Raw genomic sequence first — 24,701 nt, 5'->3', positions numbered from 1 at the left:
GATATTAACTTAGTTATGAGTCGAGTTGCACTTAATTAACCAAATTTAAAAGTTATTTGTTAATTATATTAAGGTAATTTGAAGTGAGGCATTATTTAAATTTGCTAGATGTTGAATTGTTAATTCTTGAAAACGTTACTCTGATGCATGTCGTGTAACTTGATCTAATAATGCCCCAATATGGGTAATTGTGACGCAGGTTAAAAATCAAAGACATAATTACTTTAGCATAAATTGTCGGGAATCAAAGTGTATGCATATTTTAATTATATTGCTTTGACTAATAAAGGATCAAATATGATTACCAGAAGAGGAATGCTTAAAGGCGGTATGGGCGTTGCTGTCGGTACAGTTTATAGCGGAACATTAATAAGTTTTCTGACCGGTTGTGGCAGTGACAGTAATAGCCAAGAGATAGTAGAAGTCATGCCTGGTGGACTCATGGTGGTGAACCCTACGGTTTGTGTTAGCTGCAGACGCTGTGAAATTGCCTGTGGTTGGAACCATGAAGGGGATAGCAGTCCGACACTTGCCCGCGTCAAAGTAGAAAGAAATATGAACTATGGCCCACATGGTGTGCAATTTGACTATGAAATACAACGAGGAGAATGCGGCGATAAAACCGTTGTTCCTTCCACTTGTCGCCACTGCGAAGTCTGTACTGAAGTTTGTCCACAGCAAGCTATTTCAACGAATGAACAGACTGGCGCCAAAGTGATTGATGAAGAACGTTGTGTCGGATGTGGTTATTGTGCAGATAAGTGTCCTCAGCAAGTCATTAAAGTTGTTCGCAGTAAAATGAAAGCCGTCAAATGTGATTTATGTAACGGTAAACCTGCCTGCGCGCAAGTTTGTCCTACAGGTGCAATTAAATTTTATAACTGGGAAGAGGCTGAAGCTGCATTAGAACAATACGAAAAATATACCGGCTTAGTTTCTTAAATTCAGGAGAAATAATATGAGTGATAAAATAGGTGGTTGGGCGGGTAAAGTCCTCAGAGTTAATTTAACAACTAATCATATATGGTATGAGCCAATCAATAAATATTATGACTATATCGGTGGTATGGGGATTGGTTATAAAATATTGTGGGATGATCATAAGGATAATATTACTGCAATCGACCCAGATAATATTATTGTCTTTTCTGCCGGGCCATTAACGGGTTCAGGCGTTATTTGTACTGGACGAACAACCATTACTTCCCGTAGTCCTGTAATTGAAAAACATCTGATTGCCGATGGTCACTTTGGTGGGCATTTTTCACCCGCAATGAAATTTGCGGGTTTCGATGCGATAGCAATAGAAGGCAAAGCGAGCAGTCCTGTGTGGCTTAAAATTGTGGATGATAAGGTCACGATTGAACCTGCCGATGCCCTATGGGGTAAAGGTATATTTGATACCCACGCTATGATCGCGCAAATGATGGGACCCAATGCACAAGTCGCTGCGATTGGCCAAGCGGGTGAAAACCAAGTGCCTCTTTCTGTCATTATGACTCAGGGCGGGCACTCAGCAGGTGGTCATGGCTCGGTAATGGGGTCCAAAAATTGTAAAGGTATCGGCATTATCGGCACTGGCGCCGTTAAAATCGCCGCCAATAATGAAAAGATGCGTGCCTTAGATGACCATATTTTAGGTATTATCGGTGCCAACAATAATGGTGTCGTTCCTTCAACGCCGCAATCTTGGGCTGAGTACTCAGCACCCATCAGCCGCTGGAAATCTCGGCCCGGTTTGAAGTGGGGCGCTGCCGATCAAGAAATCGATTTAGGCGAAGTGCCATGGAATGAACGCAATCGTATTGGGTTTCGAACTTCAATGGCAGAGAGCTACATAGGTGTGGAATACGCCAATAAGTGGATGAAGCGTACGGGAGGCTGTCATTCATGCCCAATACGTTGCTTCTGCGAGCTAAAAGTCCCTGAATTGAAAAGCAAATACGGTCGTAAAACCGAACATATATCTAACGTCTGTATGGGATTCCTCGTACCACAGTATTTAATGGGCACCAAAAATGGTACAGAAGCACATGCGATGGCGGGCGCTTTAGGGGCTCATATTCTCGATGACTATGGTATTTGGTGTAACTATGGCTCCATTTCGCATCTATTTAAATTCCTAAAAACAAAGGATATGTTTAAGCATTTATTACCTGAAGATGAATTTAACAGTATTCCTTGGGCGCTCTGGGATAACCAAGATCCCGCTTTCTTACTTGATTTTTATCGCCGAGTGGCGTTTAAAGAAGGTGAAATTTCCCATATGGCCGACGGCTTATATGATTTGATCAAGCGTTGGGGGTTAGATGGAACCAATCCTAAGTTAGGTAATTGGGATATTCATAAAGAAAGTGCCACTAAGGTATTCAACAAAAAAACCAATGCTGCCGTGCACCATGCCAGTGAAACCGCGGGTCAGGTGGGTACGTTAATCAACGTCGTCTTTAACCGTGATGCTCAGTGCCATTCCCACATCAACATAGTTAACAGTGGTTTGCCACACGATATGACAGTGGCGATTGCCGAGAAAAAATGGGGTGAAGGTGCATTCGATAAGGTGAATTGGTATACCCCAATCAATGCGGCTAAGATCCGTTTTGCAAAATGGTCGCTGGTGAAAAACGTATTACATGATTCTCTGACACTGTGTAATTGGATGTTCCCACTGCTGGCATCACCGGATAAAAATCGTAACTATGAAGGCGATAGCACCATTGAATCGCAGATGTTCAGTTTAGTGACTGGGATTGAAACCACAGAAACGGAATTGGACTTTAAGGCGGAAAGAGTGCTGCATTTACACCGTGCCTTAACCGTATTGCAAATGAATGAAAGCAATATGCGCGAAGAGCATGATGTGCTCAGTGACTGGGTTTATGATTTGAATCCAGATAAAAACTTCGGTCAAGAGGGCACCATCAAGATGGACCGCGCTGACATGCAAACGGCGCTGGACATGTTCTATGAAGCCTTTGGTTGGGATATTCAAACCGGTGCGCCAACTCGGGCCACGCTCGACAAGTTTAGCCTAGGTTTTGTTGCCGATAGATTGGCGGCGCGAGGCCTGTTACCCAGTTGAACACTATAGTTGGACACTATGATTGAACTTGTCGGTTATATCAGGGTATTTAGCCAACACGGACGCTTAGTCACGGCGGAGCAAATCGCCGCCGTGGCAGGGCTCGAGTGGGATAGTGAGCAAACGGTTAACAGTTATATTCGCCTGATCCTCAATGAGGCTTACAAGGATGTGCAGATGCGTTTGTCGGATAAGCGGTATTTCTTCTATTCCGACAGAAGCATAGTTGAACGTTACGCTGAGCAATGGTTAGCATTGGAGCGGGGTGAAGCGTTTGAGGCGATTATTGCCCAGATCCGTCGCAATAGCTGCCGCCATACTGAGGTCTATCTGGAGAGTGTACTGACGTTTGCCCCCTATCTTTATGATGAGCCTACATTAGCCAATGTGCGTGAGCAATTACCACAACAGCTTGGGGCCGAGGATATCCATTATGCAGTGGACAATCAGGGGAAAGGTTATTACTACTCGACTCTGGGATTGAGTCACAGCTATGCGGCCGTCCTCGCTAATTATGATCCTTGTGAATGGTCAAACTGAGATTCTGCGACCTCATTGATATTGATTAAGCGCCTTCGGGCGCTTTTTTATCGCAAATATCTCATATAGCTAGCGTGAAATTAGCTTGCCAGCGTTTGAGTGTACTTTTTGATGATTTCGTCAATTTTACCATTGGCCTTCAGTGTCGCTATGGCTTGATTGATGGCAGGAAGCAAATCGGCATGTTCTTTTCGCAACCTAAACACTAAGTCACCATCAGAATGCACTGCCGCCAGTGCGACAGGGATCCGCAACTGAGTCGACCAATACAACGCCGGGTAATTACCAGCAATAACGGCATTGACTCTGTGTTTATCTAAGGCTTTGATCAGTTCCTGCTCTGAGGTAAAGTCTGCGCGGATAAAATCTTTATCGTCGTGATATAAATAACCGCGCACTGTACCTATTTCTTGGCCTTTTATCTGGCTGATATCTGTATATTTACTGACATTCTCTGGCAATGTGACCACATATTCAGTGATTTGCATTATGGGGGCCGATTTGACAAACAGCGGCCCTAAATCCTGCTTTTCAAACCAACTAGGGCTGACGATATCAAAGTCGAGTTGACCGGTTTCTAGCGCATTATTGGTGCGCTTTGGCGGCAGGGCGAGGATTTCACCTTTGATTTCAGCCATAGATAAAATCATCGGAATAAGCTCAGTGATCATCCCCGGTGCCTCGGCTTGATCACCGATAAAATACGGATACCAAGAATAGGAGCCAGTGATATTGTATTTGAGCTGTTCCGCAAAGGCATGCTGTTGAGTCAAGCAAAGGGTGAACAAGGCAAATCGAACTAAGTGTTTATACTGCAAACATCGCTTAACCATATTGCTTTTATCCTTGTTATCTCTGCTTTAGCCAAGACCTATCCGATGGTCATTCTATCTAAACTGTGTGAATGAATTGTTTATTGGATCACAATCAGTCACATCCGCCATATTTAAGCTATTTTCTGCTTTTCGCTATTACACCTTAAGCCAATAGCTGACACAAAGCTGGCTGCTGATTATTAGGGAAAATTTGATAGGTTTTATGGTGCTTAATCAAACTGGTTTTCTTGTTGCCTTGGCTGAGCAATAACCCATGGGACAGGGCGATACGCGTTAGTGTCTGTTCATCGGCGCGGACATATAAGTTGATTGGCTTGATCAGCTGATTGTCTTTAATATGTTGATTAAATTCTTTGGCATCAATCACTAAGCTAGATTGACCATCACCATCGAGTTTCAGCTTGGCACTGATTTCAGTGTCAGTAAAGACCAACCATTCGGCTTGCTTTAAGGTTGCTATCATAGCATTTAATGCCGTACCTAAAGCTTGCTCTGATGTCTCAACTGATTGATATTGATACACTATCCTTTCTAGCAAACGCTTGAGTTCGGCGCCCGCACCTTGGCTGCGAGCCAAACGTATCCAAGCCGTGAGATCCTCGGCTACCAGTTTAGAAAAGCGTTTTTCCTTTAAGGACTCGACCATCCAATTACACAAAAAATGACTTTCCTGCGCAGAAGTGCGCTGGGCTTTCTTGGTCTGTGCTGAAGCGGTTAAATCGGCAAGACCCGCAAGGGCGAGTTCGAGCACAGCTTGGTTATAGGTTTGAGAATTCATTATGACTCCGCCGCGGGCTGAAGTGATGTTATCTATTTGAACTTGGACGATATTGATTGCGGCGGAGCTAGTTTAGCAAAGCGGTCGTTAAACCGATATTTATTCTTGCGATCCCACCAAACTCGCGGCGGTTAAAATCAGCTTTGGCGCGGGCCTTACTTTGTAGTTTGGGTTGATATATTGAAAATGAATCAATCCCTTGTCGTCGCTGATATAAATGGCGGGTACAGGTAAGACTAAACGTTTGGCACCTTCAGGGGTGATCCATAAAGGATTCTCGAGCTTAAGGCGTGCGGTATAGGTTTCAGTCACTTTTTCGCTAGTGTAAAAAGCTAAACCAAAGGCTTGGGATGCCAGCATTTTTTCATCGGAAAGCAGCAGATACTTAAGCTCATTTTTTGCCGCCGAAACCTTAAGTTGAGCTGGCGTATCGGGTGAAATTCCCACTAACTGAAAGCCCATTTTTAATAACTCAGGCTCAATCGCTTTTAGTTGCCCCATTTGATTGTTACAAAATGGGCACCAGCCACCACGGTAAAAGAAGAAAATGGTTGGTTTTTTCTGGGTTAATTCTGCTAAATCGACCGTTTTGTCATTGATATCTTGCAAGTTTACCTTAGGGATTTGCTGACCATTAAGTAGCGGACTGATGGAAAACTCATCCTTAGCAATGGGTTGTGCCAAAGTCGTAAAGCTAGTGAGCAATAGAGTGCCTGTGAGGCAAAGTGTTTTTAGTATGCTTGACATGGGTATTCCTAACGTTATCTTTCAATGGCTGCATTTCTAAGCACCGACAGTTTTCTATTGTCTGTTCTAGTACTGGGTTCTGCTTGTGTAATTTGTTGCTTAAGTCATATCCGTTGACGAGATCTTCGCTTAAGTGCTTTTTGCGTAAGTGCCATTGCGCTGTCTTGCTGTATTGTTCGTATTGGCCAAGGCGCTCTCAAGCGAGTTTCTAAAGGAACGGGGATTCGAGAAAGTTATTGCATAACCCAGCAAATTAGCTGTCACGCGGAGTTTTGATGAATAAAATTAACCCTAAGAAATTACTCAACAGTAAGTGGACCGCCGTTAAGCCGACCAATAAAGAAAAACATTTTTTAGTCACTGAGATTGAATTTGATGAGGAAGGCATAGTGATCTCGTGCTCAATTGAAGCTGTGATGTCAAAGCGAGTTATACCTATAAACTGGCATGATTTAAAAGATGAAGACCTTTGGTTGCAGGGCTGGAAATAGTTAAACGAATTGGGTAAATACCAATCTCATATTATCCAAAGACATGGAGGGCACTCATCTTGTTCTCCACTTTTTTAGCCATCATCTTCTAGGTTCACTAGCTCATTCCGCAGCAATATCATTCATCAATGCCCTCATCAATGTCTTCCATCAACGATCCCATCAATACTTCGTCTCTTGCTGTCAACTGGCATATTTTCGTAGCGCTGCGGCATCCATTTATTCAAGTTTGAGATTAATTCGTGTTTTTTACTGATATCGATTGCGGCTAAATCGAGATTCCTTTATTTTGTTGTAGCCATCTAAACGTCTAGATGGTTTTGCCGTTATTAAGCTAATCACTGAAGCTATGCATTGTCGTCATCGAACGCAGCAAGGTGCTAGGTAGCAGGATTCTCATTAACTATGAGTGCCTGAGTAAAACGAAGTCGCATAAAAAGATTGAGGTAAGAGAAATGGATAAGCAGCAACTGTGGGTTTTGGATGGTGGCATGGGGCGTGAGCTAGCAAGACGGGGTGCACCTTTTCGCCAGCCTGAGTGGTCGGCGCTAGCCCTGATAGAAGCGCCGCACACTGTGACTGAGGTACATCAAGCCTACGTAGCCAGCGGAGCCAACGTTATCACCACCAACAGTTATGCACTCGTGCCGTTTCATATCGGTGACGAGCGTTTTGCCGCCGAGGGGGAAGCGCTGGCTGCATTGGCGGGCAAACTGGCACGGGATGTTGCGGATGAACACGCAAATGCGGTTCGCGTCGCGGGCTCATTGCCACCCTTGTTTGGCTCTTACCGTGCCGATTTATTTGAGGCCGCGAGAGTGAGTGAGTTGGCTCTCCCACTCATTCGAGCGTTGTTGCCCAGTGTCGATCTCTGGTTAGCCGAAACCATGAGTTTGATTGCCGAGCCTTTAGCCATCAAGGCCTTGCTGCCTGAAGATGGCAAACCATTTTGGGTTTCTTTTACCTTAGAGGACGAGACGTTAGGTAGCGAACCGACACTTCGCTCCGGTGAGCGGGTGGCAGATGCTATCGACGCGTTAGTAGCAGTCGGTGTGGATGCGATTCTGTTCAACTGTTGTCAGCCTGAGGTGATTGAGGCGGCATTACAGGTGGCCAGCGACAGATTAAGTGCTCTGGGGCGTGCCGATATTCGACTCGGTGCCTATGCCAATGCATTTCCTCCTCAGCCGAAAGAGGCGTCGGCTAACGATGGTCTGGATGAGATCCGTGCTGATCTTGGGCCGCTCGATTATCTGGGTTGGGCTGAACGTTGGCGCGCGGTAGGGGCTTCGCTTATCGGTGGTTGCTGCGGCATTGGTCCCGAACACATTCAGGCTCTTTCTACTCGTTTGCGCTAAGGATTTTGTATGAAAGAGAACAGGATAGGTCTCTGGTCACTCACAGCCCTAGTGTTCAGCTCTATGGTAGGTGCGGGGATTTTCAGCCTGCCGCAAAACATGGCCGAAGTGGCGGGTGTTCGAGCGGTGTTGATTGGCTGGGGGATCACAGGTGTGGGCATCTTGGCATTGGCTGCGAGTTTCCTCTATCTGTCGCGCTTGAAGCCTGAGCTTGATGGCGGCATTTATACCTACGCCAGAGCCGGTTTTGGTGAGCTAGTGGGCTTTTTTTCTGCTTGGGGCTACTGGCTTTGCGCCACCATAGGCGTGGTGGGATATTTAGTGATTGCGTTTGCCGCCCTTGGTAGCTTTGTCGATACGCCGCAGCAAGTTTGGTTTGGCGAGGGTAATACGCTGGCCGCTTTTATCGGTGAGTCGTGCATTTTGTGGGCGGTGCATTGGTTGGTCTCCCGAGGCGTACAGCAGGCTGCCATGTTCAATCTGGTGGCGACATTAGCCAAGAGTTTGCCGTTATTGCTGTTTGTACTGTTTGCTTGCTATTACTTTGACCCTGTGACTTTTGCTCAGGACCAAGCGGCCAGCACTTTAGCTGTGCCAGTGTCGGAGCAAGTGCGTAACACTATGTTGATCACGCTTTGGGTGTTTACCGGTATCGAAGGTGCGGCTGTGTTATCGGCGCGTGCTAAAAATAAGCGGGATGTGGGCACGGCGACTGTCCTTGGCGTCGTGCTGGCGCTACTACTTTATGTGCTTATCTCTGTGTTAGCGTTGGGAATTTTGGCTCGTCCTGAACTTGCTGCGCTGCCAAATCCCTCTATGGCGGGACTGATGGGACACATGAGCGGCTCTTGGGGTAAGGCGCTGATCAGTATCGGGCTTATTGTTTCTGTGCTGGCTTCCTACGTGAGTTGGACCCTGTTCTCGGCAGAGGTGCCTTTCAGCGCAGCCCGCCACGGTGCTTTCCCTGCCATCTTTTTGCGGCAGAATCGCAATGGCACACCGATCGCTTCCCTCTGGTTATCTAGCTTAACAGTGCAGTTTTGTTTGTTACTGGTGTGGCTGCTAGGTAAGGGTTATACCAATCTGTTACTCATTTCTACGTCGATGATTTTAGTGCCTTATCTATTGATTGGACTGTTCCTGCTGAAGCTTTCTTTGAGTGGACAGGGCAATGGGCTGATGAGAGTCGTGGCGCTGGTGGCGAGCGGTTATGGACTCTGGCTACTCTATGCCGCTGGTGTCGAGTATCTGTTGCTGTCCTTGCTACTTTACGGCCCCGGGTTACTCTTGTTTCTTTACAGTCGTCGCCAACTTGTCGATGGTAAAAAGCTTAACGGTCGCGAGCGATTGCTCGCGGGGGCGATGCTGCTGAGTTTGTTTCCCGCGTTATGGTCGTTTTGTTATCAATAAAGGATTGCTGTTGGTTAAAGTGGGCAGTGCTTTATCGAATTGGGCATAAAAAAATCGGCCACAACAGTTGTTGTGGCCGATTCGACTAAAACACGTGGGATGGGGTTAAACGCTATGCGTTTTACACCGCCCGTTTTAGCGATTACTTAAGCTTTTTCGCTTTGCTCGGTGCTTGACCCACCTTCATTTTTACGCGGCGGCCCTGCATGTTTTTCTCAGCAGCAACTTGAGCGCCGACGTTGTCGGTTCTTTGTTGCTTTTTGGCAAAACTGCGGCGGGTTTGCAATTGCTTTAATAGCAATTCGCGGCTGCCAACTTCATAACCTGGCACAGTGACGCGGCGAATCTGTTGACCAATTAATTTTTCGATATCGGCTAAGGTGCGCTCTTCTTCGCGGCTCACGAAAGAAATGGCTACGCCAGTTTTACCCGCGCGGCCTGTACGACCGATACGGTGGACATAGTCTTCGGCGAGGAAAGGTAAGTCATAGTTGACTACGTATTCAAGGCTTGGGATATCCAGACCACGGGCAGCGACTTCGGTGGCAACCAGCACCCGAACATCACCCGCCACAAACTCACGCAGGGCGCGGCGACGACTGCCTTGGCCTTTTTCACCGTGGACCACTTCAGATGGGATACCATCTAAGTTTAATTCTTTGACTAGTGTATCGGCGGCTTCACGGGTCGCAGTAAATACCAATACCTGTTGCCAGTTTTTCTTGCCGATAAGCTCAGAAAGCAGTTCGCGTTTACGGCGTTGTTCAACCGGATAAACTACCTGGCTAACGGTGTCGGCTGTAGTGTTTTGTTTATCAACGCTGATCACTTGCGGTTTAACCATCATGTCGTTGGCGAGTTTTTTCACCGCACTTGAGAAAGTGGCCGAGAATAACAAGTTTTGACGCTTCTTATTTACCGCTTGAAGGATTTTTTGGATATCGGCGCTAAAGCCCATGTCGAGCATGCGATCGGCTTCGTCTAGCACTAAAAAGTCGACGTTCGACAGGCTTAAGTTACAGGCGGTAAGGTGCTCAAGTAAGCGACCTGGGGTGGCAACAATCACATCGGCGCCGCGTTTCAGCTTTTGCGCTTGAGTCTCAATCTTTACGCCGCCGTAAATGGTTAAGACGCTGAAGTTTAAGTACTTGCAGTAAGCCGTAACGTTGTCAGCCACTTGAGCGGCAAGCTCACGGGTTGGCGTAAGGATCAATACGCGGGCATTCGACTTTAGCGTTTCGCTTGGCTTTTCAACCATCTTTTGCAGGATCGGCAGCGCGAAAGCGGCGGTTTTACCCGTACCGGTTTGGGCACTGGCTAAGACATCTTGGCCGCGGCGGATAGCAGGTATCGCTTGCTGCTGAATAGGCGTCATTTGTTGATAACCGCAATCTGAGATAGCGCGCAAAATCTCGGGGGAAAAACTAAAAGATTCAAATCTCATTTTGGATTCCTATCGTTCACTTATTCAAACATTCAAGCGCCACTAGCCTCTTTATCACTCGTCTAAAGGAGAGAGGTGTACCGGCTGGCTCATTCTTCCACACAGATTTTATAAGAAAAATGGCGGGCGCGGAGTATAGCAAAAATTTCGGTTAAAACCTGTACTTTTTAGTGTTTTGGCATTTTATCTGCATCATTTCATCAGGAGGAGATAAAAGGCTTGGCACTGGTTCAGGTGGGCTAGGTCTTATTGATCTATACAAGGGTTGAGTAAAATATGGACTCAACAATACGGATTAAAGCTCGCTATATTAGAAAATACCGCAACCTAGGCTGCGGTATTTTGGATCTTGTATTTATGTTTAACCGAAGGTGCGCCTCAGGCCAAGGGCTTTTTCGGCATTGTGTTTAAGAAGATGGGCTGCATCACCAATCAGATGGGTTGCGGCTAAGTTCTCGGCGCTGGCATGGGTGATGGAGTGAATATTACTGGCGATCTCATTGACCACTTGACGCTGTTGATCGGCTGCCACTGCATTTTGTTGGGCAAAGGTGTGGATATCACTCACTTCTTGGTAAATGGTGTTTACATTGTCGGCGGACAGTTGAATATCGCTGGCACAACGCTCCGCATGTTGACGGCTTTGTTCCATTTCTTTGGCCCATGCGTTGAGCATAGTGAACATCTTATCGACACTCTTAGAAATACTGTTGGTTGATAGCTGGGTTCTGCTCGATAGGGCGCGAACCTCATCGGCGACCACGGCAAACCCACGGCCTTGTTCACCCGCACGGGCCGCTTCAATCGCGGCATTGAGGGCGAGGAGATTCGTTTGCTCGGCAATAGAGTCAATTTCGCCCATCGCATTAGCGACTTGCTCGGCTTCTTTATTTAATTGATGGGCATTGTTGGTGGCATCGGCAACAGACTTTGCCAGTTGCTCCATTTTTTGAGTGTTGGCCTTCATGTTGGCACTGCTTTTAAGGCAAAGATCATAGGCGGTATTGATGCTGGTGGACGTGAGATGGGTATTCTGCGCCACTTCTGTGATGGTTGAACTCATTTCTTCCATCGCGCCAGAGAGCTGTTCTAGCTGACTTTTCTCTTGATCTAGGCTGACATAGGTTTGCTCGGTCGCAACCACTAATTGATCGGCAATTGCATGTAATTGATTGGCTTGATCTTGGGTGCGCCCAAGTACGCCATTCATTTTGGCCTGTAGCATGATGAGCTGGAAATCGAGAATAGAAGAGGTATCTGCACCCGAGTAAATGTAACGACTGATAGAGTCATATTTGGTTTGCATTTCAATCAGTTTAGCGGGAATACGAAAAGCCTCATCGTAGAAAATGGCGAGGTTTAAACTCATCAGAATCGCCCCTGCGATAATCACGCCCCAGCCCCAAAAGTAGCCAGCGATCAGTAAACCTGTGGAGGCGACAACCGCAGATACGATACGTTTTTGCATTAAACTTAAGGGTTTAGGAATGGATTTGTCTAATTTGAGTCTTTGGTAAATCTCATTAGCTTTCGTGACGTAGGCGACTTGAGGCTGAATGCGCACCGATTGGTAACCGACAATAATGCCGTTTTCAAACAAGGGAGACACAAAGGCATCGACCCAATAGAAGCCACCATTTTTACAGCGGTTCTTGACTATGCCGCGCCAAGATTGGCCTGACTTAAGTTTTCCCCACATTTCCTTAAAGGCGGCACTCGGCATATCTGGATGGCGCACCATATTGTGGGCACTGCCAATTAATTCTTGATCGCTATAGCCTGAGACTTCGGCAAAACGGGCGTTAACGTAAGTGATGATACCGCGAGTATCAGTGGTGGAAATGAGTTCATCTTGTGGTGTTAGGCGGATTTCTTGATCTGATCTCTGTGTATTAACTATTTTATTCGCTGAGGCGTTACTCTGGCTCATTTAGTGTGTCCATTCAGGGCCGATGTGGTTCATTAGGGTTCAGGGCGCGGTGTTAGGCGCGAATTTTCTTGTGCTGACTCTCATCGGAGTAAGCTTGTTATGTGATAAGAGTATCATTTTTGTGTGGGTATAGGAGAGCGGTTTCTCATGGCTGACTAGTGAAAATCAATCGTTCGTCGTATTTATAAGCTATTGCAATATATAAAGTTTTTAAGTAGTGAGAATATGATGTTAAACGAGCGTTTATCCTGTTAAATCGTTAATTCTAGTATTTTGTATAGGGTTATTCTTTTATGTCTTGAGTGGGTATTTGTCATTCATCTTAAATATAAATTATGTTCGATGATATTGGGCTAATGTCGTTGATTCGGCTTGATATCGCAGTATTCATGGAGCGCTTTATTGGCCTTAGTCTATTCTTTAATGGGCAACAAAAGATGGCTTATTTTTCCTTGCTTCAGTGGTGTATCTTGATTTTGCTCTTCTAGTTCATTAGCTCACAGCGGGAATGCTATATAAGAGGAACTTCCCATGGCGATATCACTTAGGCGTGGTGTAACGAAATTAGCCACAGCGTCCTTGGGAACAGCGGCGGCACTGCCACATTGGCGACGTTTGATCTTTGAACGTTTATTTGGCTTTCTAGCGATTCTCTGCGTGCCTGTATATATCACAAGTGTGTATTTATGCGTCATCGCCGATCTCTGGTTTATGGTGGTATTTGATACGCTGGCTTATCTGTTTTTACTGCTTTACTGTATTTTCCTAAGCTTGCTGATAGTACGCGTTTTGGCTGTGGCTGCTTGCTGGGTTTTGCTATCGGCATCGGTTTTTTAATTGCGATTGGCCCTTCGGGAGCTGGTTTTTTCTGGTTATTTATTTTCCCACCGTTAGTCGGTATTTTTTTAGGAAATCGAGCCAGCTTATATGCCCAATGTTTGAATGGGCTAAGTTTGGTATTGATTGGTTTTGCCTATCATTTTAATTGGCTCAATTGGCCTGAAACCCAAGGTTATAGTGTCGGTATTTGGGCCGTTGTGGTGGTCAATTTTATCGTGACCAATGCCATGTTGACGTTAACTATCACTTATTTATTAGGTAAGTTGGCTGACGCACTCGATTCAACCTTAGCATCACGCCAAGCTACCGTATTAGGCTTAGCTAAACTCGCCGAATACAGAGATAACGAAACGGGCGCGCATTTGCTACGTATGCGGCAGTATTCGAAAATGCTCGCGTCGCAGCGACTACTGGCCGCCAATCCTCCTGCAGAATTGAACGAAGATTATATTCAAGACATTAGTTTGTCGGCCATTTTGCACGATATAGGTAAAGTCGGTATTGCCGATGCGATTTTGCTTAAACCGGGTAAATTAACGCCGCAGGAGTTTGAGCAAATTAAAGCCCATCCTGTGATCGGGGGACAAGTGCTACGCAGTTTGTTGGAATATGCGCCCCAATGTACTTTTATTCAGATGGGCCGCGATATTGCCTCGGGTCACCATGAAAAGTGGGATGGTAGTGGTTATCCCCTTGGTTTGAAAGGTGAAGATATTCCGCTTTCGGCGAGGATAGTGGCCCTAGTTGATGTTTATGACGCGCTGACTTCTCCCCGATGTTATAAGCGGCCCTTTAGCCACCAAGAGGCTATCGACTTAATTATTGAAGGCAAAGGTCAGCATTTCGACCCTGAATTAGTCGATTGTTTTATTGAAATTCATCAGGACTTTGAAGTGTTGTCTAAAGCATCGCTGGATGATGCTTATCAGCCGATGGCACAACCTACTATGGTTTAGCGACTCATGTTTTTAAATCGTGTTTTGAAATCATAGTTTTGAAATAAGACGTGGGTTTTAAAACACACAGATAGCGCTAAAAAAACGCCCAATGCTAATTGCCTTGGGCGTTCTATTTTATAGTGTGTAAGTGACTAATATAACGACTTAAATCGCTACTTATCAGCGGAGTGCTAAATTGCTTTAGTCACTTGAGTTAACCAAGCCAATTCATCACCCGACATTAACGGAGAAAGTGTATTGAAGACTTGCTGATGATAAGCATTAAACCAGTCTATTTCCGCTTGCGTTAACAGGCTCTTATCAATAAGGCGCGCATCCATAGGGATCATCGTCAGTGCATCGAACTCATACATTTCACGCTCAGCCCCTTTAAGTGCTTCACAGTGCTGAACGACGACGAGGTTTTCTAGGCGAATACCGAAATCGTCGGCGCTGTAGTAACCCGGCTCGTTGGAAAGCACCATGCCGGGCATCAATGCGATACCGTTGACATTTTTACCTATGCGCTGCGGACCTTCGTGCACACTTAAAAAGTGACCCACACCATGGCCTGTACCGTGATCGTAATCAAAACCATGTTGCCATAAATATTGGCGGGCGAATGCATCGAGCTGCTGGCCTGAGGTGCCTTTCGGGAAGCGAGCTTGGTCGAGGGCAATATGACCTTTTAGCACCAGCGTAACCATTTTTTTATGCTCATCGGTCACTTCACCTATCGCAATGGTACGGGTCACATCTGTCGTGCCATCAATATACTGAGCGCCAGAATCCACTAAGTAGATGCTGTCCATTGTCATCATGGCTGGTGTGCCATTGTTGTGATTGTAATGGCACATAGCGGCATTAGGACCGGCAGCTGAAATCGTGTCGAAACTTGGCTCGCGGTAACGCTCATCTTCTAGGCGAAAGCTTTCCAATTTATCCGCAAGGGTGCCTTCATCGTGCATACGATTGGCTGCCACTTCGGCATCGAGCCATGCAAGGAATCGACTCACGGCGACGCCATCGCGGATATGGCAGGCACGCATGCCGGCCAGTTCTGCGGCGTTTTTCTGCGCTTTAGGTAAAGCGACAGGATCGATTCCAGCTATCAATTTTGCTCCTGCCTCACGGGCAATGTTTTGTGCCCAAGCGTTTGCAGAATTCGGATCGGCCAGTAGTTTTACGTCCTGCATGCTGGCGAGTGTATCTGCAAGATATGCCTCGCTTTTAAAGCTGACGCCTTCGCCAACATGCTCCTCAATGCCCTCTGGGAGTTTGCTTAAATCGGTGAAAATCTGCATATCGCCATTGGCGTGGAGCAGGGCACTGCCGAGTACAACGGGTAGGCGCGGTACATCATTGCCGCGAATGTTGAGTAGCCAGCAGAAAGAATCTAACGCGGCGATTAAGGCAACATCACCACCGGCTTTTTTTACTAATGCACCAATTTCGTTACGTTTTTGCAGGCTGGTTTTACCAGCACTCTCGTTGCTAAACAAAGTGATAGGCGCGTTCGACTGTGCTGGGCGATTCTGCCAATGCAAATCGATGGGGTTTTGCTTAACTGCAACTAATTCGATTTGGGATTTATTTAAGATTGCTTTGGCATTTTCATACCAAGCTAAGGTATGTAAGCGCGCATCGAAGCCGACGCGTGACCTCGCTGGTAGCGTGTCACATAACCACTCAATTTGTGGTGTATCGGTTAGGCTTTCATAACTGAAAAGTGTGGCATCGACTTGCAAACGAACTTGAACCGTATAGCGGCCATCGGTAAATATTGCGGCTTTATCTTTCAATACGATAGCCATACCCGCCGAACCGGTAAAGTTGGTTGCCCAGTACAAACGTTCGTTATGTGCTGGCACATATTCGCCCAGATATTCGTCGGCACGGGGAATAATAAAAGCATCGAGATTAGCAGATGTTAATTCGTTACGAATAGCACCGAGACGGTTAGCGATTGATTGTGACATATGGGCTCCAATTAAGACTGGCATGCTATGCGAGTCGGTAGGCGAAGATCGCCTAAGGATGAATGGTTTATACCCAAACAACCTGAAGATGCAGGATTCAGCGGTAATTTAACGCACTTTAGGCAAGGCGGTTATTTGCAGACCTAGTGGGCTAAGTTAAAAATAACCAACGCAGTATAAAGTGCGTTAAAAACCGCCGGGACGGAGCGTCTAGGGCACTTCACTTCCGTGTTGCATCAATTCAAAAGGTAGCCGACATTCTGTCATTGATACGCCTTGAATTGAAGCACCCTAGGCGCTCTGAAACTCGTATCTTCAGGTAGCTTGGGTATATGTTGATTTGAGTTTTAACCGGCTCGGATTATCGCAAGTCTAGCGCGCTAGATGCAAGGGTAGCGAATAAAGGATTTTGTATACAATCGTGAATTTGTGCAGGTAAGACGCTTGAGGTTATGGGATTTGTTGTTAATTTATTTATGTGATTTTGAGCATGGAAAGTGAATTAAATAAAAGGTTGGTCATGTTTTAATTAGGACTTGTTCCTTAAAAATTAGCAACTTAAGTTTTATTCAATCGCTAACATTTGGACCCTATGCTAACATTTGCCATCTCTACTCGGGGTCAGAGTGGGGCACATGTATCAGTGGAGTAAGCGATGCAAATACTAACAATAGATGTGGGCGGTACCAAAGCCCTGTTCGAACTTCATCTCGCGGGACATACAGAACAATATAAAATCCCCACAGGTGAAGGTTTTAAAATTGAAGAGTTAAATAATCAAATCGCGGCGTTTGAACGTGATTATGATTTACAGCATTACCAACTAGCGATTGCCGTACCTGGACTGGTACAAAATAATCGTTTGGTTTCTTGTAAATCTTTACCTGGACTCAATGGATTGAGCTTCGATACAGTCAAAACCCAGGGTGAGCTTAAGTTTATCTGCAACGATATCGATGCGGGTATGCAAGCGACTTGTGATGCGAAATATGCCTGTGAGTTATTGGTCATGTGCGGCACTGGGATCGGTATGTCTATTGCCTTTAATGGACAAGTCTTTACGGGAGCGACGGGCGTGGCGGGGGAGTTGGGGCCTTGTCGCGTGATGACAGAATCTGGCGAGTTTAGTTTAGAGCAACTGGCCAGTGGCGATTCAGTGCGCAGCCGCAAAATCTCCACTCAGGATGATTTATATCGCGCGGGCAGTTATCTCGGCATGGGATTAGCGTGGGCGGTTAATTTATTTAATCCTAATCGAATTTGGCTTGCTGGCGGTATGATGAATAGCGCTCCTTACTACAAAGGCTGCCTCGAAAGCTTAAAGCAAATGGCATTGAGCGCGCCCTTAGCTGAGATGAAAATCAATCGTGTCGATGATATGGAAACCTTGGTTTGCCGCGGTTTATCAGTGATGCTCGCAAGGGACTATCCTCGTGCATAAGGATCATAAATAACCCCGTGCATAAGGATCATAAATGCCCTGCGCATAAGGATCATCATGTTGTTCGACAATGGTTTGCGCCATGAATGTTTAGTGATTGAGTTTTAGCTGCATAAGCGACGTAAATTGTGAAATATAAAGCAGGACTTATGATGCCTTTGGCATATCGAGTCCTGTTTTTTTATTCTTAAAGTATTCAGATGATCCTCATTACCCAAAGTAAATATTAGCGATAGTTTAATTTGCATAATTCCTTTCTTATCAGATGCCTAGTTCTATTTACGATTTTAGCCAATAACACAGTTGATAATATTTTGTTGCAATTTTATTGCGCTTACGCTTATGCTGATATTTGCAATGACAACGTTGTCATTGTGTGTAAAAGGCAAACCAGTTGAAAAACTGGGACGCAAAGCCTCCGGTCTAAGGGTTCGTCTGTACCTATGATAGCGGGGATACCACAGGTTTTTCTTCGTGCAGTTGTCAGTCGTTTTGCATGGTTTTAAGAGAGTGCTGTTTCCTGTCTACGCTTTGTTTGCCTTATTGATTCATATAAAAATTCAATAGGGATATCTCATGTTCAAGACTCAAATTTCAACATCAGCCTTGCTAGTGGCATCAGCGCTGGCATCTACCATCAGTGCCAGCGTTTTTGCAGCGGCGCCCGGTAAACCGACTTTAGGTTGGGGCGAAACTAAGTTCGCTATTATTGAAGTGAATCAAGCGGCTACCGCTTACAATCAATTAGTTACTGTGAAAGATGCCGCCGATGTCTCCGTCAGTTGGAACCTTTGGAGTGGCGATGTGGGCAATAGAGCCCAAGTGTTGCTCAACGGCAATGTGGTTTGGGAAGGCCCATCTGGCGCGTCGGGAACCGCTAACTTTAAGGTGAACAAGGGCGGCCGTTATCAGATGCAAGTACAACTGTGTAACAGCGATGGCTGTACGGCGAGTGATGCTAAACAAATCCTCGTGGCTGATACCGACGGCAGCCATTTAGTGCCACTCAATGCTCCCCTAAAAGAAAACAACCGTCCCTATGCGAATAAATCAGGCAAAGTGGTGGGAGGTTACTTTGTCGAATGGGGCGTATACGGTCGTAAATTCCCGGTCGATAAGATACCTGCGCAAAACTTAACCCATATTTTATATGGCTTTACCCCAATTTGTGGTGGTGATGGAATCAATGATAGCTTGAAAGAAATCGAAGGCAGTTTCGAAGCGTTGCAACGTGCCTGTAGTGGTCGTGGTGATTTTAAAGTTGCGATTCACGATCCTTGGGCGGCGATTCAAATACCGCAGGCGGGAGTGAGTGAGCATTCAGATCCTTACAAAGGTAACTTTGGTCAATTGATGGCACTTAAGCAAGCACATCCAGATTTGAAGATTTTACCTTCGGTCGGTGGTTGGACCCTCTCGGATCCCTTCTTTTTCTTCGGTGATAAAACCAAGCGCGATATCTTTGTCGCTTCGGTGAAAGAGTTTCTACAGACATGGAAATTCTTCGATGGCGTGGATATCGACTGGGAATTTCCAGGGGGGAATGGCGCTAACCCAAATTTAGGTAATGCCAATGACGGTGAAACCTATGTGACTCTGATGCGTGAACTGCGGACGATGCTTGATGAACTAAGCGCCGAAACGGGTCGTACCTATGAGCTGACCTCTGCTATTAGCGCAGGTGACGATAAAATTCAAAAAGTCGATTATCAGGCTGCTCAGCAGTACATGGATTACATCTTCTTGATGAGTTACGACTTTAATGGTGGTTGGACTAATACTGAACTCGGCCATCAAACCAATCTGTATGAAGCGAGTTGGGATCCTAATACTCGTTACACCACAGCTAATGGCGTTAATGCGCTGTTAGGCCAAGGTGTGACCCCAGGGAAAATTGTGGTCGGTGCCGCTATGTATGGCCGCGGCTGGACAGGTGTGAATGGCTACAGTGGTAATAATCCTTTCACGGGGACGGCAACGGGCAAAGTAAAAGGTACTTGGGAAGCTGGTGTGGTGGATTATCGTCAGATAGCGAACGATTACATGGGAAGTGGTTGGACTTACAGCTATGACGAAACGGCCGAGGCGCCATCTTTGTTCAAGGCATCTACTGGCGATTTAATCACTTTCGATGATGCTCGTTCAGTTAAAGCCAAGGGGCAATATGTGCTTTCTAATCAACTTGGTGGGCTTTTTGCGTGGGAACTTGATGCCGATAATGGTGACATTCTGAATGCCATGCACGAAGGTTTAGGCCATGGTGAAGGCACCACTCCGCCAGTGAATAAAGCGCCCATTGCCAATGCTGGCGTGGATGTGAATGTCACAGGTCCCGCCGATGTGACGCTCAATGGTAGCGGTTCGCGCGATCCTGAAAACGCTGCTTTAAGCTATCTCTGGACTCAAGTCTCTGGGCCAAGTGTTGCCATCGCGAATGCAGATATGGCGAATGCGACTATTCAACTGGGAGCAACCCAAACCGATGTCGCCTATGGTTTTAGCCTTAAAGTCACGGATCCTGAAGGGTTATCTGCCACAGATTCAGTGACAGTGACCAACAAGGCTGATACGCCTAATCAAGCACCTGTGGTGAGTGTGGCTGCCACTGCAACAGTGGAAGCGGGTAAAACCGTCAGTATAGTGGTGAATGCCTCCGATGCAGATGGTGATGCCTTAACCTACGCTTGGACTGTGCCCGCAGGCGTGTCGGCAACCGGGCAAAATAGTGCCACGTTAGTGGTTACTGGCCCCAATGTTACCGAAGCGACCCGCTATGGTTTGAGCGTGCTGGTTTCCGATGGTGCCTTAGATGCAAGCGCATCGACGAATCTGACTGTGACGCCAAAAGTGGTAGGTGGTGGGTGCGATGCAACCGATCCCAATGCCGGTAACTATCCTGCTTGGCAAACCAGTGTGGTGTATAACACTGGCGATACTGTGAGTCATAGTCAGTTGGTATGGAAAGCAAAGTATTGGACGCAGGGTAATACGCCATCTCGCACCGCAGACCAATGGCTGCTACTCAGCCAAGTTGATCTCGGTTGGGATGCAGGTGTGGTGTATAACGGCGGTCAAACCACCAGCTATAACGGTCGTGTTTGGAAGGCGAGTTACTGGACTAAAGGTGATGTACCGGGTGTTGCAGCGGTATGGGTTGATATTGGCGCGGCAACCTGCCAGTAATTATCCAACGTTTTGATATTATTGATTTAAAAATAAAGCCCTGCGAAGATTCAGGGCTTTTTTCTTTATTAAGCGTTAGGTTTTTTTATGAATACAGCCGAATGCGTTAAGACAGACTCATTGAAGACTGATTTAATCAATCTTAAGCAGTTCCACATCAAAAATTAACACAGAACCACCACCAATCTTGCCCGTGCTACGGTTACCGTAGGCGAGTTCACTGGGAATAAAAAACCGCATTTTATCGCCAACAACCATCAGCTGTACGCCCTCAGTCCAACCTTTAATTACCCGATTAAGCGGAAATGCGATGGGTTCGCCGCGATCAACCGAACTATCGAACACAATTCCGTCAATCAAAGTGCCATGATAATGGACTGTCACTGTATCGCTGGCTTTAGGATGAACTGTGCCATCGCCCTGAGTTAATACTTGATATTGCAAACCTGAAGCTGTGGTAATCACACCTTCTTTGGTTTTGTTTTGTGTTAAAAACTCATTGCCTAAACGGATATTTTCTTGGGCGGCTTTTTGGCCGTTCATCGAGGTAAAGAAGTAAAAAATCACCCCAGCAATCACCACAACGGCAAGTAACATTTTCATATAAAGAGCACCTTAGTTAATTTTTGCCATATTATCAGTTTTTTAGCTTGAGATGCTATCGGCACTCGCGTGTGCGTTGAGCTGGATATCTGGTGCTACCAGTTCAAACCGTTAAAAACTCCCTCAAGACTTTATCCTGCTTTAGAGATCGCTTAATCTGTGGGCTTAAGACTCAATAAAAACAAATAAGAACTAAAATTCAGATAATAAACAAGGAAAGTCTATGTTAAACAAAGCGGCAAAACCTTTGGTCAAACTCGTCGACCGATATCTACCCGATCCCTATATTTTCGTGCTTTTACTTACCTTAGTCGTATTAATTGCTGCTGTGGTTGCCGAACATAAAACCCCACTGGAAGTCATCAATTATTGGGGCGATGGCTTTTGGACGCTGTTAAGTTTTTCGATGCAGATGCTGTTAGTGCTGGTGGCAGGATTTATGTTGGCAAGCTCGCCGCCGATTAAAAAGCTGCTCGATGCCATTGCTGGATTGGCTAAGTCGGCACCACAAGCCATTATTTTAGTGACTTTGGTGTCACTGGCCGCCAGTTGGATTAACTGGGGTTTTGGGCTAGTGGTGGGCGCGTTATTTGCCAAAGCCTTAGCTCGCAAAGTAAAAGTGGATTATCGGCTGCTGGTCGCAAGCGCCTATTCCGGCTTTGTGGTTTGGCATGGTGGGCTTGCGGGTTCGATCCCATTAACCATAGCGACGGTGGGGCATTTCTCTGAATCGCAAATCGGTATCATCCCCACCAGTGACACCATTTTCGCGAGTTATAATTTATTGTTAGTGGCAATTCTGTTTGTGGTCATGCCCTTAGTGAATCGCTTTATGTTGCCAGAAGAAAAAGACAGTGTTTATGTTGACCCAAGCGCCCTTGATGACAAAGACGCTGAACTTGATGCTTCGGCGTTAGAGCTTAACTCTGCAAATGTGAGCGAGCGTCAGCCTGAAAGCCGTCCTGCGGATAAGTTAGAAAATAGTCGTTTACTCGGCTGGAGCGTCGGTGGCGCTGGGCTTGTATACTTAGGTTATTACTTTTGGGTGCAGGGCGGCAGCTTAAACCTCAATTTAGTGAACTTCTTATTTTTATTCCTCGCCATACTGTTACATCAAACACCACGCAGTTTATTAACCAGTTTGAATGAGGCCATTAAGGGCGGCGCAGGTATTGTTATCCAATTTCCCTTTTATGCGGGCATTATGGCTGTGATGGTGCAATCGGGTTTAGCTCAAAGTATTTCGGAAGGTTTTGTGGCCATCGCTAGCGCCGAGAGCCTGCCATTTTGGAGCTTTATCAGTGCAGGAATTGTGAATATTTTTGTGCCATCGGGAGGTGGCCAATGGGCGGTGCAGGCACCGATTATGCTACCCGCCGCACAGGCTTTAGGTGCAGATGTCGCTCGGGTCGCAATGGCCGTTGCTTGGGGAGATGCGTGGACTAACTTGATTCAACCTTTCTGGGCACTGCCCGTGCTGGCGATTGCAGGCTTAAAAGCGCGGGATATTATGGGCTTTTGTTTAATGCAATTGATGATCACTGGCGTGATTATCAGTATCGCGTTGAGTTGGTTCTAAAGGTAAAGTACAGCCAATTTTGCATTTTAGAGAAAGTGTAGGGCAATTTAAAATTGCCCTTTTTTATTGGCGATGAATGATTAAAACCACTTTTGTGGGTATTGCCGGCGGCAAAGTAAGTTGTGATACAGCCAACCAAAAGCCAGAATGAGCGCAACACCACTGGCGACGGGCATATACAGAAAATCCCAGTGCTGCGCCGTGAGCATAACGACCAGAGGATTCGCTCCCGCGGGTGGATGCACAGTATGGGTTAGCATCATCACCGCTATGCCTAATCCGACCGCAAGCCCTAAGGCTAGCGGGGAGACTCCTAAAGTATTTAGAATTATCAGTCCAACCAAACTCGTGAGTAAGTGGCCGCAGAGAATGTTTCTCGGTTGAGCGAGTGGACTTTCTGGCAAGGCAAACAACAACACCATAGTGGCACCAAAGGGGGCCATCAACCAAATGGTTTGCGGTGTTAGCTGTTCAAGCGTCGCTAAACTACTGATACACAACGTGGCTCCACACCCTGCGAGCAAGGCCATCTTTAGATTCTGTGGATTGATTCTTTGCATCTTTTCTCCCATTAATGGCTTGTGTTAAGCCCTTATTTTGATAATGAATTGTGGACGTGAATGTTCAGCAAACCATCGCCGCTAACATGCCGTGGTGTTCCGTGTTCACTCTTGATTTCACTATTAACTTAATTTAGTTACCTAAGTAGACAAATTTGTCTACCGATGTGAATGTTCTCACGAGTAGACTGACTTGTCTACTCGTGAGAAGATAGGACTCATATTTGTTAGCTAAGATTTGCTAACGAATGTTTACCAAAGAAGAGGAATGAGTTGATGCAGGGCACTGAAATTCAGGCAGGTACGCCATCGGATAAACGGCAGCAATTGGTCACTACCGCATTTAAACTGTTTTATTTTCAAAGTGTGCATGGGGTGGGGATTAACCAGATTTTGCAGGAATCGGCGATCGCCAAAAAAACCCTGTACCACCACTTTGCCAGTAAAGATGAGTTAGTTGAAGCCGTGGTTCGCTATCGTGATGAGGTTTTTTATCAATGGCTTAGCGAGCGAGTGAACGCATCGCCAGCGGGACGAGAGGGCATTGGTGGGTTATTTATCGCGCTCGATGATTGGTTTAATCAAAGAGTGCCGCAACTGTGTGAGTTTCGCGGCTGTTTTTTTATCAATGTCAGCGCCGAATTTACTGAGCCGAGCCATCCAGTGCACCAACTCTGCGCCCTGCATAAACAGCGAGTGGCGAGTTTAATTGAACAGCAAGTATCGGCATTGGGCTTGCCAGAAGCCAAGACCCAATTTCTCGTTGCTGCAATAGGTTTACTCAAAGAGGGTGCGATAGTGTCGGCGCAACTAAAAGGTGACACTCAGTCTGCACTGCTGGCGTTGTCTGTGGTTGATCAGCTGATCGATACCGCGACTCATGCTGCTTAGACTGCCACTCTCAGATAGCGATTCTTAGATAAGGCGCCTCATATAAAAGCCTTTGTATAAAAGCCCTTAAA

General features: G+C 46.2%; 20 protein-coding genes and 1 riboswitch. Of the genes, 12 read left to right on the top strand and 8 right to left on the bottom strand.

Annotated elements, in window-relative coordinates; all coding sequences use genetic code 11:
* Positions 1-297: 297 nt before the first annotated feature.
* The 3 genes from KFE26_RS14210 to KFE26_RS14200 are packed head-to-tail and all read left to right on the top strand — an operon-like array spanning position 298 to position 3,622.
* Entirely contained in the window at positions 298-942 is a 645-nt protein-coding gene (locus KFE26_RS14210) for a 4Fe-4S dicluster domain-containing protein (protein WP_105251824.1), read from the top strand.
* A gap of 16 nt (positions 943-958) precedes the next feature.
* Positions 959-3,082 carry an aldehyde ferredoxin oxidoreductase gene (locus KFE26_RS14205; RefSeq protein ID WP_105251825.1) on the top strand — a complete coding sequence of 708 codons (2,124 nt, stop codon included), beginning with the start codon at positions 959-961 and terminating at the stop codon, positions 3,080-3,082.
* An 18-nt stretch (positions 3,083-3,100) separates the two neighbouring features.
* Positions 3,101-3,622 carry a hypothetical protein gene (locus tag KFE26_RS14200; RefSeq protein WP_028761343.1) on the top strand — a complete coding sequence of 174 codons (522 nt, stop codon included), beginning with the start codon at positions 3,101-3,103 and terminating at the stop codon, positions 3,620-3,622.
* 80 nt (positions 3,623-3,702) lie between these two features.
* Here KFE26_RS14200 and KFE26_RS14195 read toward each other — a convergent pair whose 3' ends face one another.
* The 3 genes from KFE26_RS14195 to KFE26_RS14185 all read right to left on the bottom strand — a co-directional run bounded on the left by KFE26_RS14195 (position 3,703) and on the right by KFE26_RS14185 (position 5,983).
* Positions 3,703-4,455 (bottom strand): ABC transporter substrate-binding protein, encoded by a 753-nt coding sequence (locus tag KFE26_RS14195; RefSeq protein WP_028761342.1) that lies wholly within the window; start codon positions 4,453-4,455, stop codon positions 3,703-3,705.
* Positions 4,456-4,600: 145 nt separating this feature from the next.
* Positions 4,601-5,236, bottom strand: a complete 636-nt coding sequence (locus KFE26_RS14190; RefSeq protein ID WP_212600792.1) for a DUF2913 family protein — start codon at positions 5,234-5,236, stop codon at positions 4,601-4,603.
* A 99-nt stretch (positions 5,237-5,335) separates the two neighbouring features.
* Positions 5,336-5,983 carry a peroxiredoxin-like family protein gene (locus KFE26_RS14185; protein WP_212600791.1) on the bottom strand — a complete coding sequence of 216 codons (648 nt, stop codon included), beginning with the start codon at positions 5,981-5,983 and terminating at the stop codon, positions 5,336-5,338.
* A gap of 275 nt (positions 5,984-6,258) precedes the next feature.
* Here KFE26_RS14185 and KFE26_RS14180 point away from each other — a divergent pair, with 275 nt between their 5' ends.
* The 3 genes from KFE26_RS14180 (at position 6,259) to KFE26_RS14170 (ending at position 9,242) form a co-directional block, all read left to right on the top strand.
* Complete coding sequence (locus tag KFE26_RS14180; protein WP_212600790.1) at positions 6,259-6,474, top strand: TIGR02450 family Trp-rich protein; 216 nt, start codon at positions 6,259-6,261, stop codon at positions 6,472-6,474.
* Between the two features lie 455 nt (positions 6,475-6,929).
* Positions 6,930-7,832, top strand: coding sequence for a homocysteine S-methyltransferase family protein (locus KFE26_RS14175; RefSeq protein WP_212600789.1), 903 nt, complete (start codon positions 6,930-6,932; stop codon positions 7,830-7,832).
* A gap of 9 nt (positions 7,833-7,841) precedes the next feature.
* Positions 7,842-9,242: a basic amino acid/polyamine antiporter gene (locus tag KFE26_RS14170; protein WP_212600788.1), complete on the top strand. Its 1,401-nt coding sequence runs from the start codon at positions 7,842-7,844 to the stop codon at positions 9,240-9,242.
* A 142-nt stretch (positions 9,243-9,384) separates the two neighbouring features.
* On the opposite strand, the gene KFE26_RS14165 is transcribed toward KFE26_RS14170, so the two are convergent.
* Entirely contained in the window at positions 9,385-10,686 is a 1,302-nt protein-coding gene (locus KFE26_RS14165) for a DEAD/DEAH box helicase (RefSeq protein WP_028761337.1), read from the bottom strand.
* 361 nt (positions 10,687-11,047) lie between these two features.
* Positions 11,048-12,616, bottom strand: coding sequence for a methyl-accepting chemotaxis protein (locus KFE26_RS14160; RefSeq protein ID WP_212600787.1), 1,569 nt, complete (start codon positions 12,614-12,616; stop codon positions 11,048-11,050).
* A gap of 531 nt (positions 12,617-13,147) precedes the next feature.
* On the opposite strand from KFE26_RS14160, the gene KFE26_RS24415 reads away from it, so the two are divergent.
* Together KFE26_RS24415 and KFE26_RS14155 are read left to right on the top strand one after the other, a co-directional pair.
* Positions 13,148-13,453: a hypothetical protein gene (locus KFE26_RS24415; protein WP_249195744.1), complete on the top strand. Its 306-nt coding sequence runs from the start codon at positions 13,148-13,150 to the stop codon at positions 13,451-13,453.
* Positions 13,420-14,412, top strand: coding sequence for an HD domain-containing phosphohydrolase (locus tag KFE26_RS14155; protein WP_249195742.1), 993 nt, complete (start codon positions 13,420-13,422; stop codon positions 14,410-14,412). The genes KFE26_RS24415 and KFE26_RS14155 overlap by 34 nt, the downstream gene beginning before the upstream one ends.
* 173 nt (positions 14,413-14,585) lie before the next feature.
* Here KFE26_RS14155 and KFE26_RS14150 read toward each other — a convergent pair whose 3' ends face one another.
* Complete coding sequence (locus KFE26_RS14150; RefSeq protein WP_212600786.1) at positions 14,586-16,373, bottom strand: aminopeptidase P family protein; 1,788 nt, start codon at positions 16,371-16,373, stop codon at positions 14,586-14,588.
* A 655-nt stretch (positions 16,374-17,028) separates the two neighbouring features.
* Between KFE26_RS14150 and KFE26_RS14145 the strand changes: the two genes are divergently transcribed.
* Both KFE26_RS14145 and KFE26_RS14140 read left to right on the top strand, forming a co-directional pair.
* Positions 17,029-17,814, top strand: a complete 786-nt coding sequence (locus KFE26_RS14145; RefSeq protein WP_212600785.1) for an ROK family protein — start codon at positions 17,029-17,031, stop codon at positions 17,812-17,814.
* A gap of 374 nt (positions 17,815-18,188) precedes the next feature.
* A riboswitch (cyclic di-GMP riboswitch) is annotated at positions 18,189-18,277 on the top strand.
* A 113-nt stretch (positions 18,278-18,390) separates the two neighbouring features.
* Positions 18,391-20,997 carry a glycosyl hydrolase family 18 protein gene (locus tag KFE26_RS14140; RefSeq protein ID WP_212600784.1) on the top strand — a complete coding sequence of 869 codons (2,607 nt, stop codon included), beginning with the start codon at positions 18,391-18,393 and terminating at the stop codon, positions 20,995-20,997.
* A 132-nt stretch (positions 20,998-21,129) separates the two neighbouring features.
* Here the strand turns inward: KFE26_RS14140 and KFE26_RS14135 are convergent, their stop codons facing one another.
* Entirely contained in the window at positions 21,130-21,600 is a 471-nt protein-coding gene (locus KFE26_RS14135; protein ID WP_212600783.1) for an FKBP-type peptidyl-prolyl cis-trans isomerase, read from the bottom strand.
* 223 nt (positions 21,601-21,823) lie between these two features.
* On the opposite strand from KFE26_RS14135, the gene KFE26_RS14130 reads away from it, so the two are divergent.
* Positions 21,824-23,179, top strand: coding sequence for a short-chain fatty acid transporter (locus tag KFE26_RS14130; RefSeq protein WP_212600782.1), 1,356 nt, complete (start codon positions 21,824-21,826; stop codon positions 23,177-23,179).
* 80 nt (positions 23,180-23,259) lie between these two features.
* Here KFE26_RS14130 and KFE26_RS14125 read toward each other — a convergent pair whose 3' ends face one another.
* Positions 23,260-23,739, bottom strand: coding sequence for an HPP family protein (locus KFE26_RS14125; RefSeq protein ID WP_131523614.1), 480 nt, complete (start codon positions 23,737-23,739; stop codon positions 23,260-23,262).
* A gap of 276 nt (positions 23,740-24,015) precedes the next feature.
* On the opposite strand from KFE26_RS14125, the gene KFE26_RS14120 reads away from it, so the two are divergent.
* Positions 24,016-24,630, top strand: coding sequence for a TetR/AcrR family transcriptional regulator (locus tag KFE26_RS14120; protein ID WP_212600781.1), 615 nt, complete (start codon positions 24,016-24,018; stop codon positions 24,628-24,630).
* Positions 24,631-24,701 lie beyond the last annotated feature (71 nt).

Source organism: Shewanella sp. M16 (assembly GCF_018224605.1).
Taxonomy (GTDB): Bacteria; Pseudomonadota; Gammaproteobacteria; order Enterobacterales; family Shewanellaceae; genus Shewanella; species Shewanella oncorhynchi.
Note: the sequence above shows the minus strand (reverse complement) of the source record. Positions and strands in the feature narration are given on the sequence as shown.

Bases quoted from the DNA above. Each gene is read 5' to 3' on its own strand.
- KFE26_RS14125 (WP_131523614.1), bottom strand. From the start codon at position 23,739: ATGCAAAGAATCAATCCACAGAATCTAAAGATGGCCTTGCTCGCAGGG.
- KFE26_RS14205 (WP_105251825.1), top strand. From the start codon at position 959: ATGAGTGATAAAATAGGTGGTTGGGCGGGTAAAGTCCTCAGAGTTAAT.
- KFE26_RS14190 (WP_212600792.1), bottom strand. From the start codon at position 5,236: ATGAATTCTCAAACCTATAACCAAGCTGTGCTCGAACTCGCCCTTGCG.
- KFE26_RS24415 (WP_249195744.1), top strand. From the start codon at position 13,148: ATGGCGATATCACTTAGGCGTGGTGTAACGAAATTAGCCACAGCGTCC.
- KFE26_RS14210 (WP_105251824.1), top strand. From the start codon at position 298: ATGATTACCAGAAGAGGAATGCTTAAAGGCGGTATGGGCGTTGCTGTC.
- KFE26_RS14200 (WP_028761343.1), top strand. From the start codon at position 3,101: ATGATTGAACTTGTCGGTTATATCAGGGTATTTAGCCAACACGGACGC.
- KFE26_RS14185 (WP_212600791.1), bottom strand. From the start codon at position 5,983: ATGTCAAGCATACTAAAAACACTTTGCCTCACAGGCACTCTATTGCTC.
- KFE26_RS14175 (WP_212600789.1), top strand. From the start codon at position 6,930: ATGGATAAGCAGCAACTGTGGGTTTTGGATGGTGGCATGGGGCGTGAG.
- KFE26_RS14130 (WP_212600782.1), top strand. From the start codon at position 21,824: ATGTTAAACAAAGCGGCAAAACCTTTGGTCAAACTCGTCGACCGATAT.
- KFE26_RS14165 (WP_028761337.1), bottom strand. From the start codon at position 10,686: ATGAGATTTGAATCTTTTAGTTTTTCCCCCGAGATTTTGCGCGCTATC.
- KFE26_RS14180 (WP_212600790.1), top strand. From the start codon at position 6,259: ATGAATAAAATTAACCCTAAGAAATTACTCAACAGTAAGTGGACCGCC.
- KFE26_RS14145 (WP_212600785.1), top strand. From the start codon at position 17,029: ATGCAAATACTAACAATAGATGTGGGCGGTACCAAAGCCCTGTTCGAA.
- KFE26_RS14120 (WP_212600781.1), top strand. From the start codon at position 24,016: ATGCAGGGCACTGAAATTCAGGCAGGTACGCCATCGGATAAACGGCAG.
- KFE26_RS14170 (WP_212600788.1), top strand. From the start codon at position 7,842: ATGAAAGAGAACAGGATAGGTCTCTGGTCACTCACAGCCCTAGTGTTC.
- KFE26_RS14150 (WP_212600786.1), bottom strand. From the start codon at position 16,373: ATGTCACAATCAATCGCTAACCGTCTCGGTGCTATTCGTAACGAATTA.
- KFE26_RS14140 (WP_212600784.1), top strand. From the start codon at position 18,391: ATGTTCAAGACTCAAATTTCAACATCAGCCTTGCTAGTGGCATCAGCG.
- KFE26_RS14195 (WP_028761342.1), bottom strand. From the start codon at position 4,455: ATGGTTAAGCGATGTTTGCAGTATAAACACTTAGTTCGATTTGCCTTG.
- KFE26_RS14160 (WP_212600787.1), bottom strand. From the start codon at position 12,616: ATGAGCCAGAGTAACGCCTCAGCGAATAAAATAGTTAATACACAGAGA.
- KFE26_RS14135 (WP_212600783.1), bottom strand. From the start codon at position 21,600: ATGAAAATGTTACTTGCCGTTGTGGTGATTGCTGGGGTGATTTTTTAC.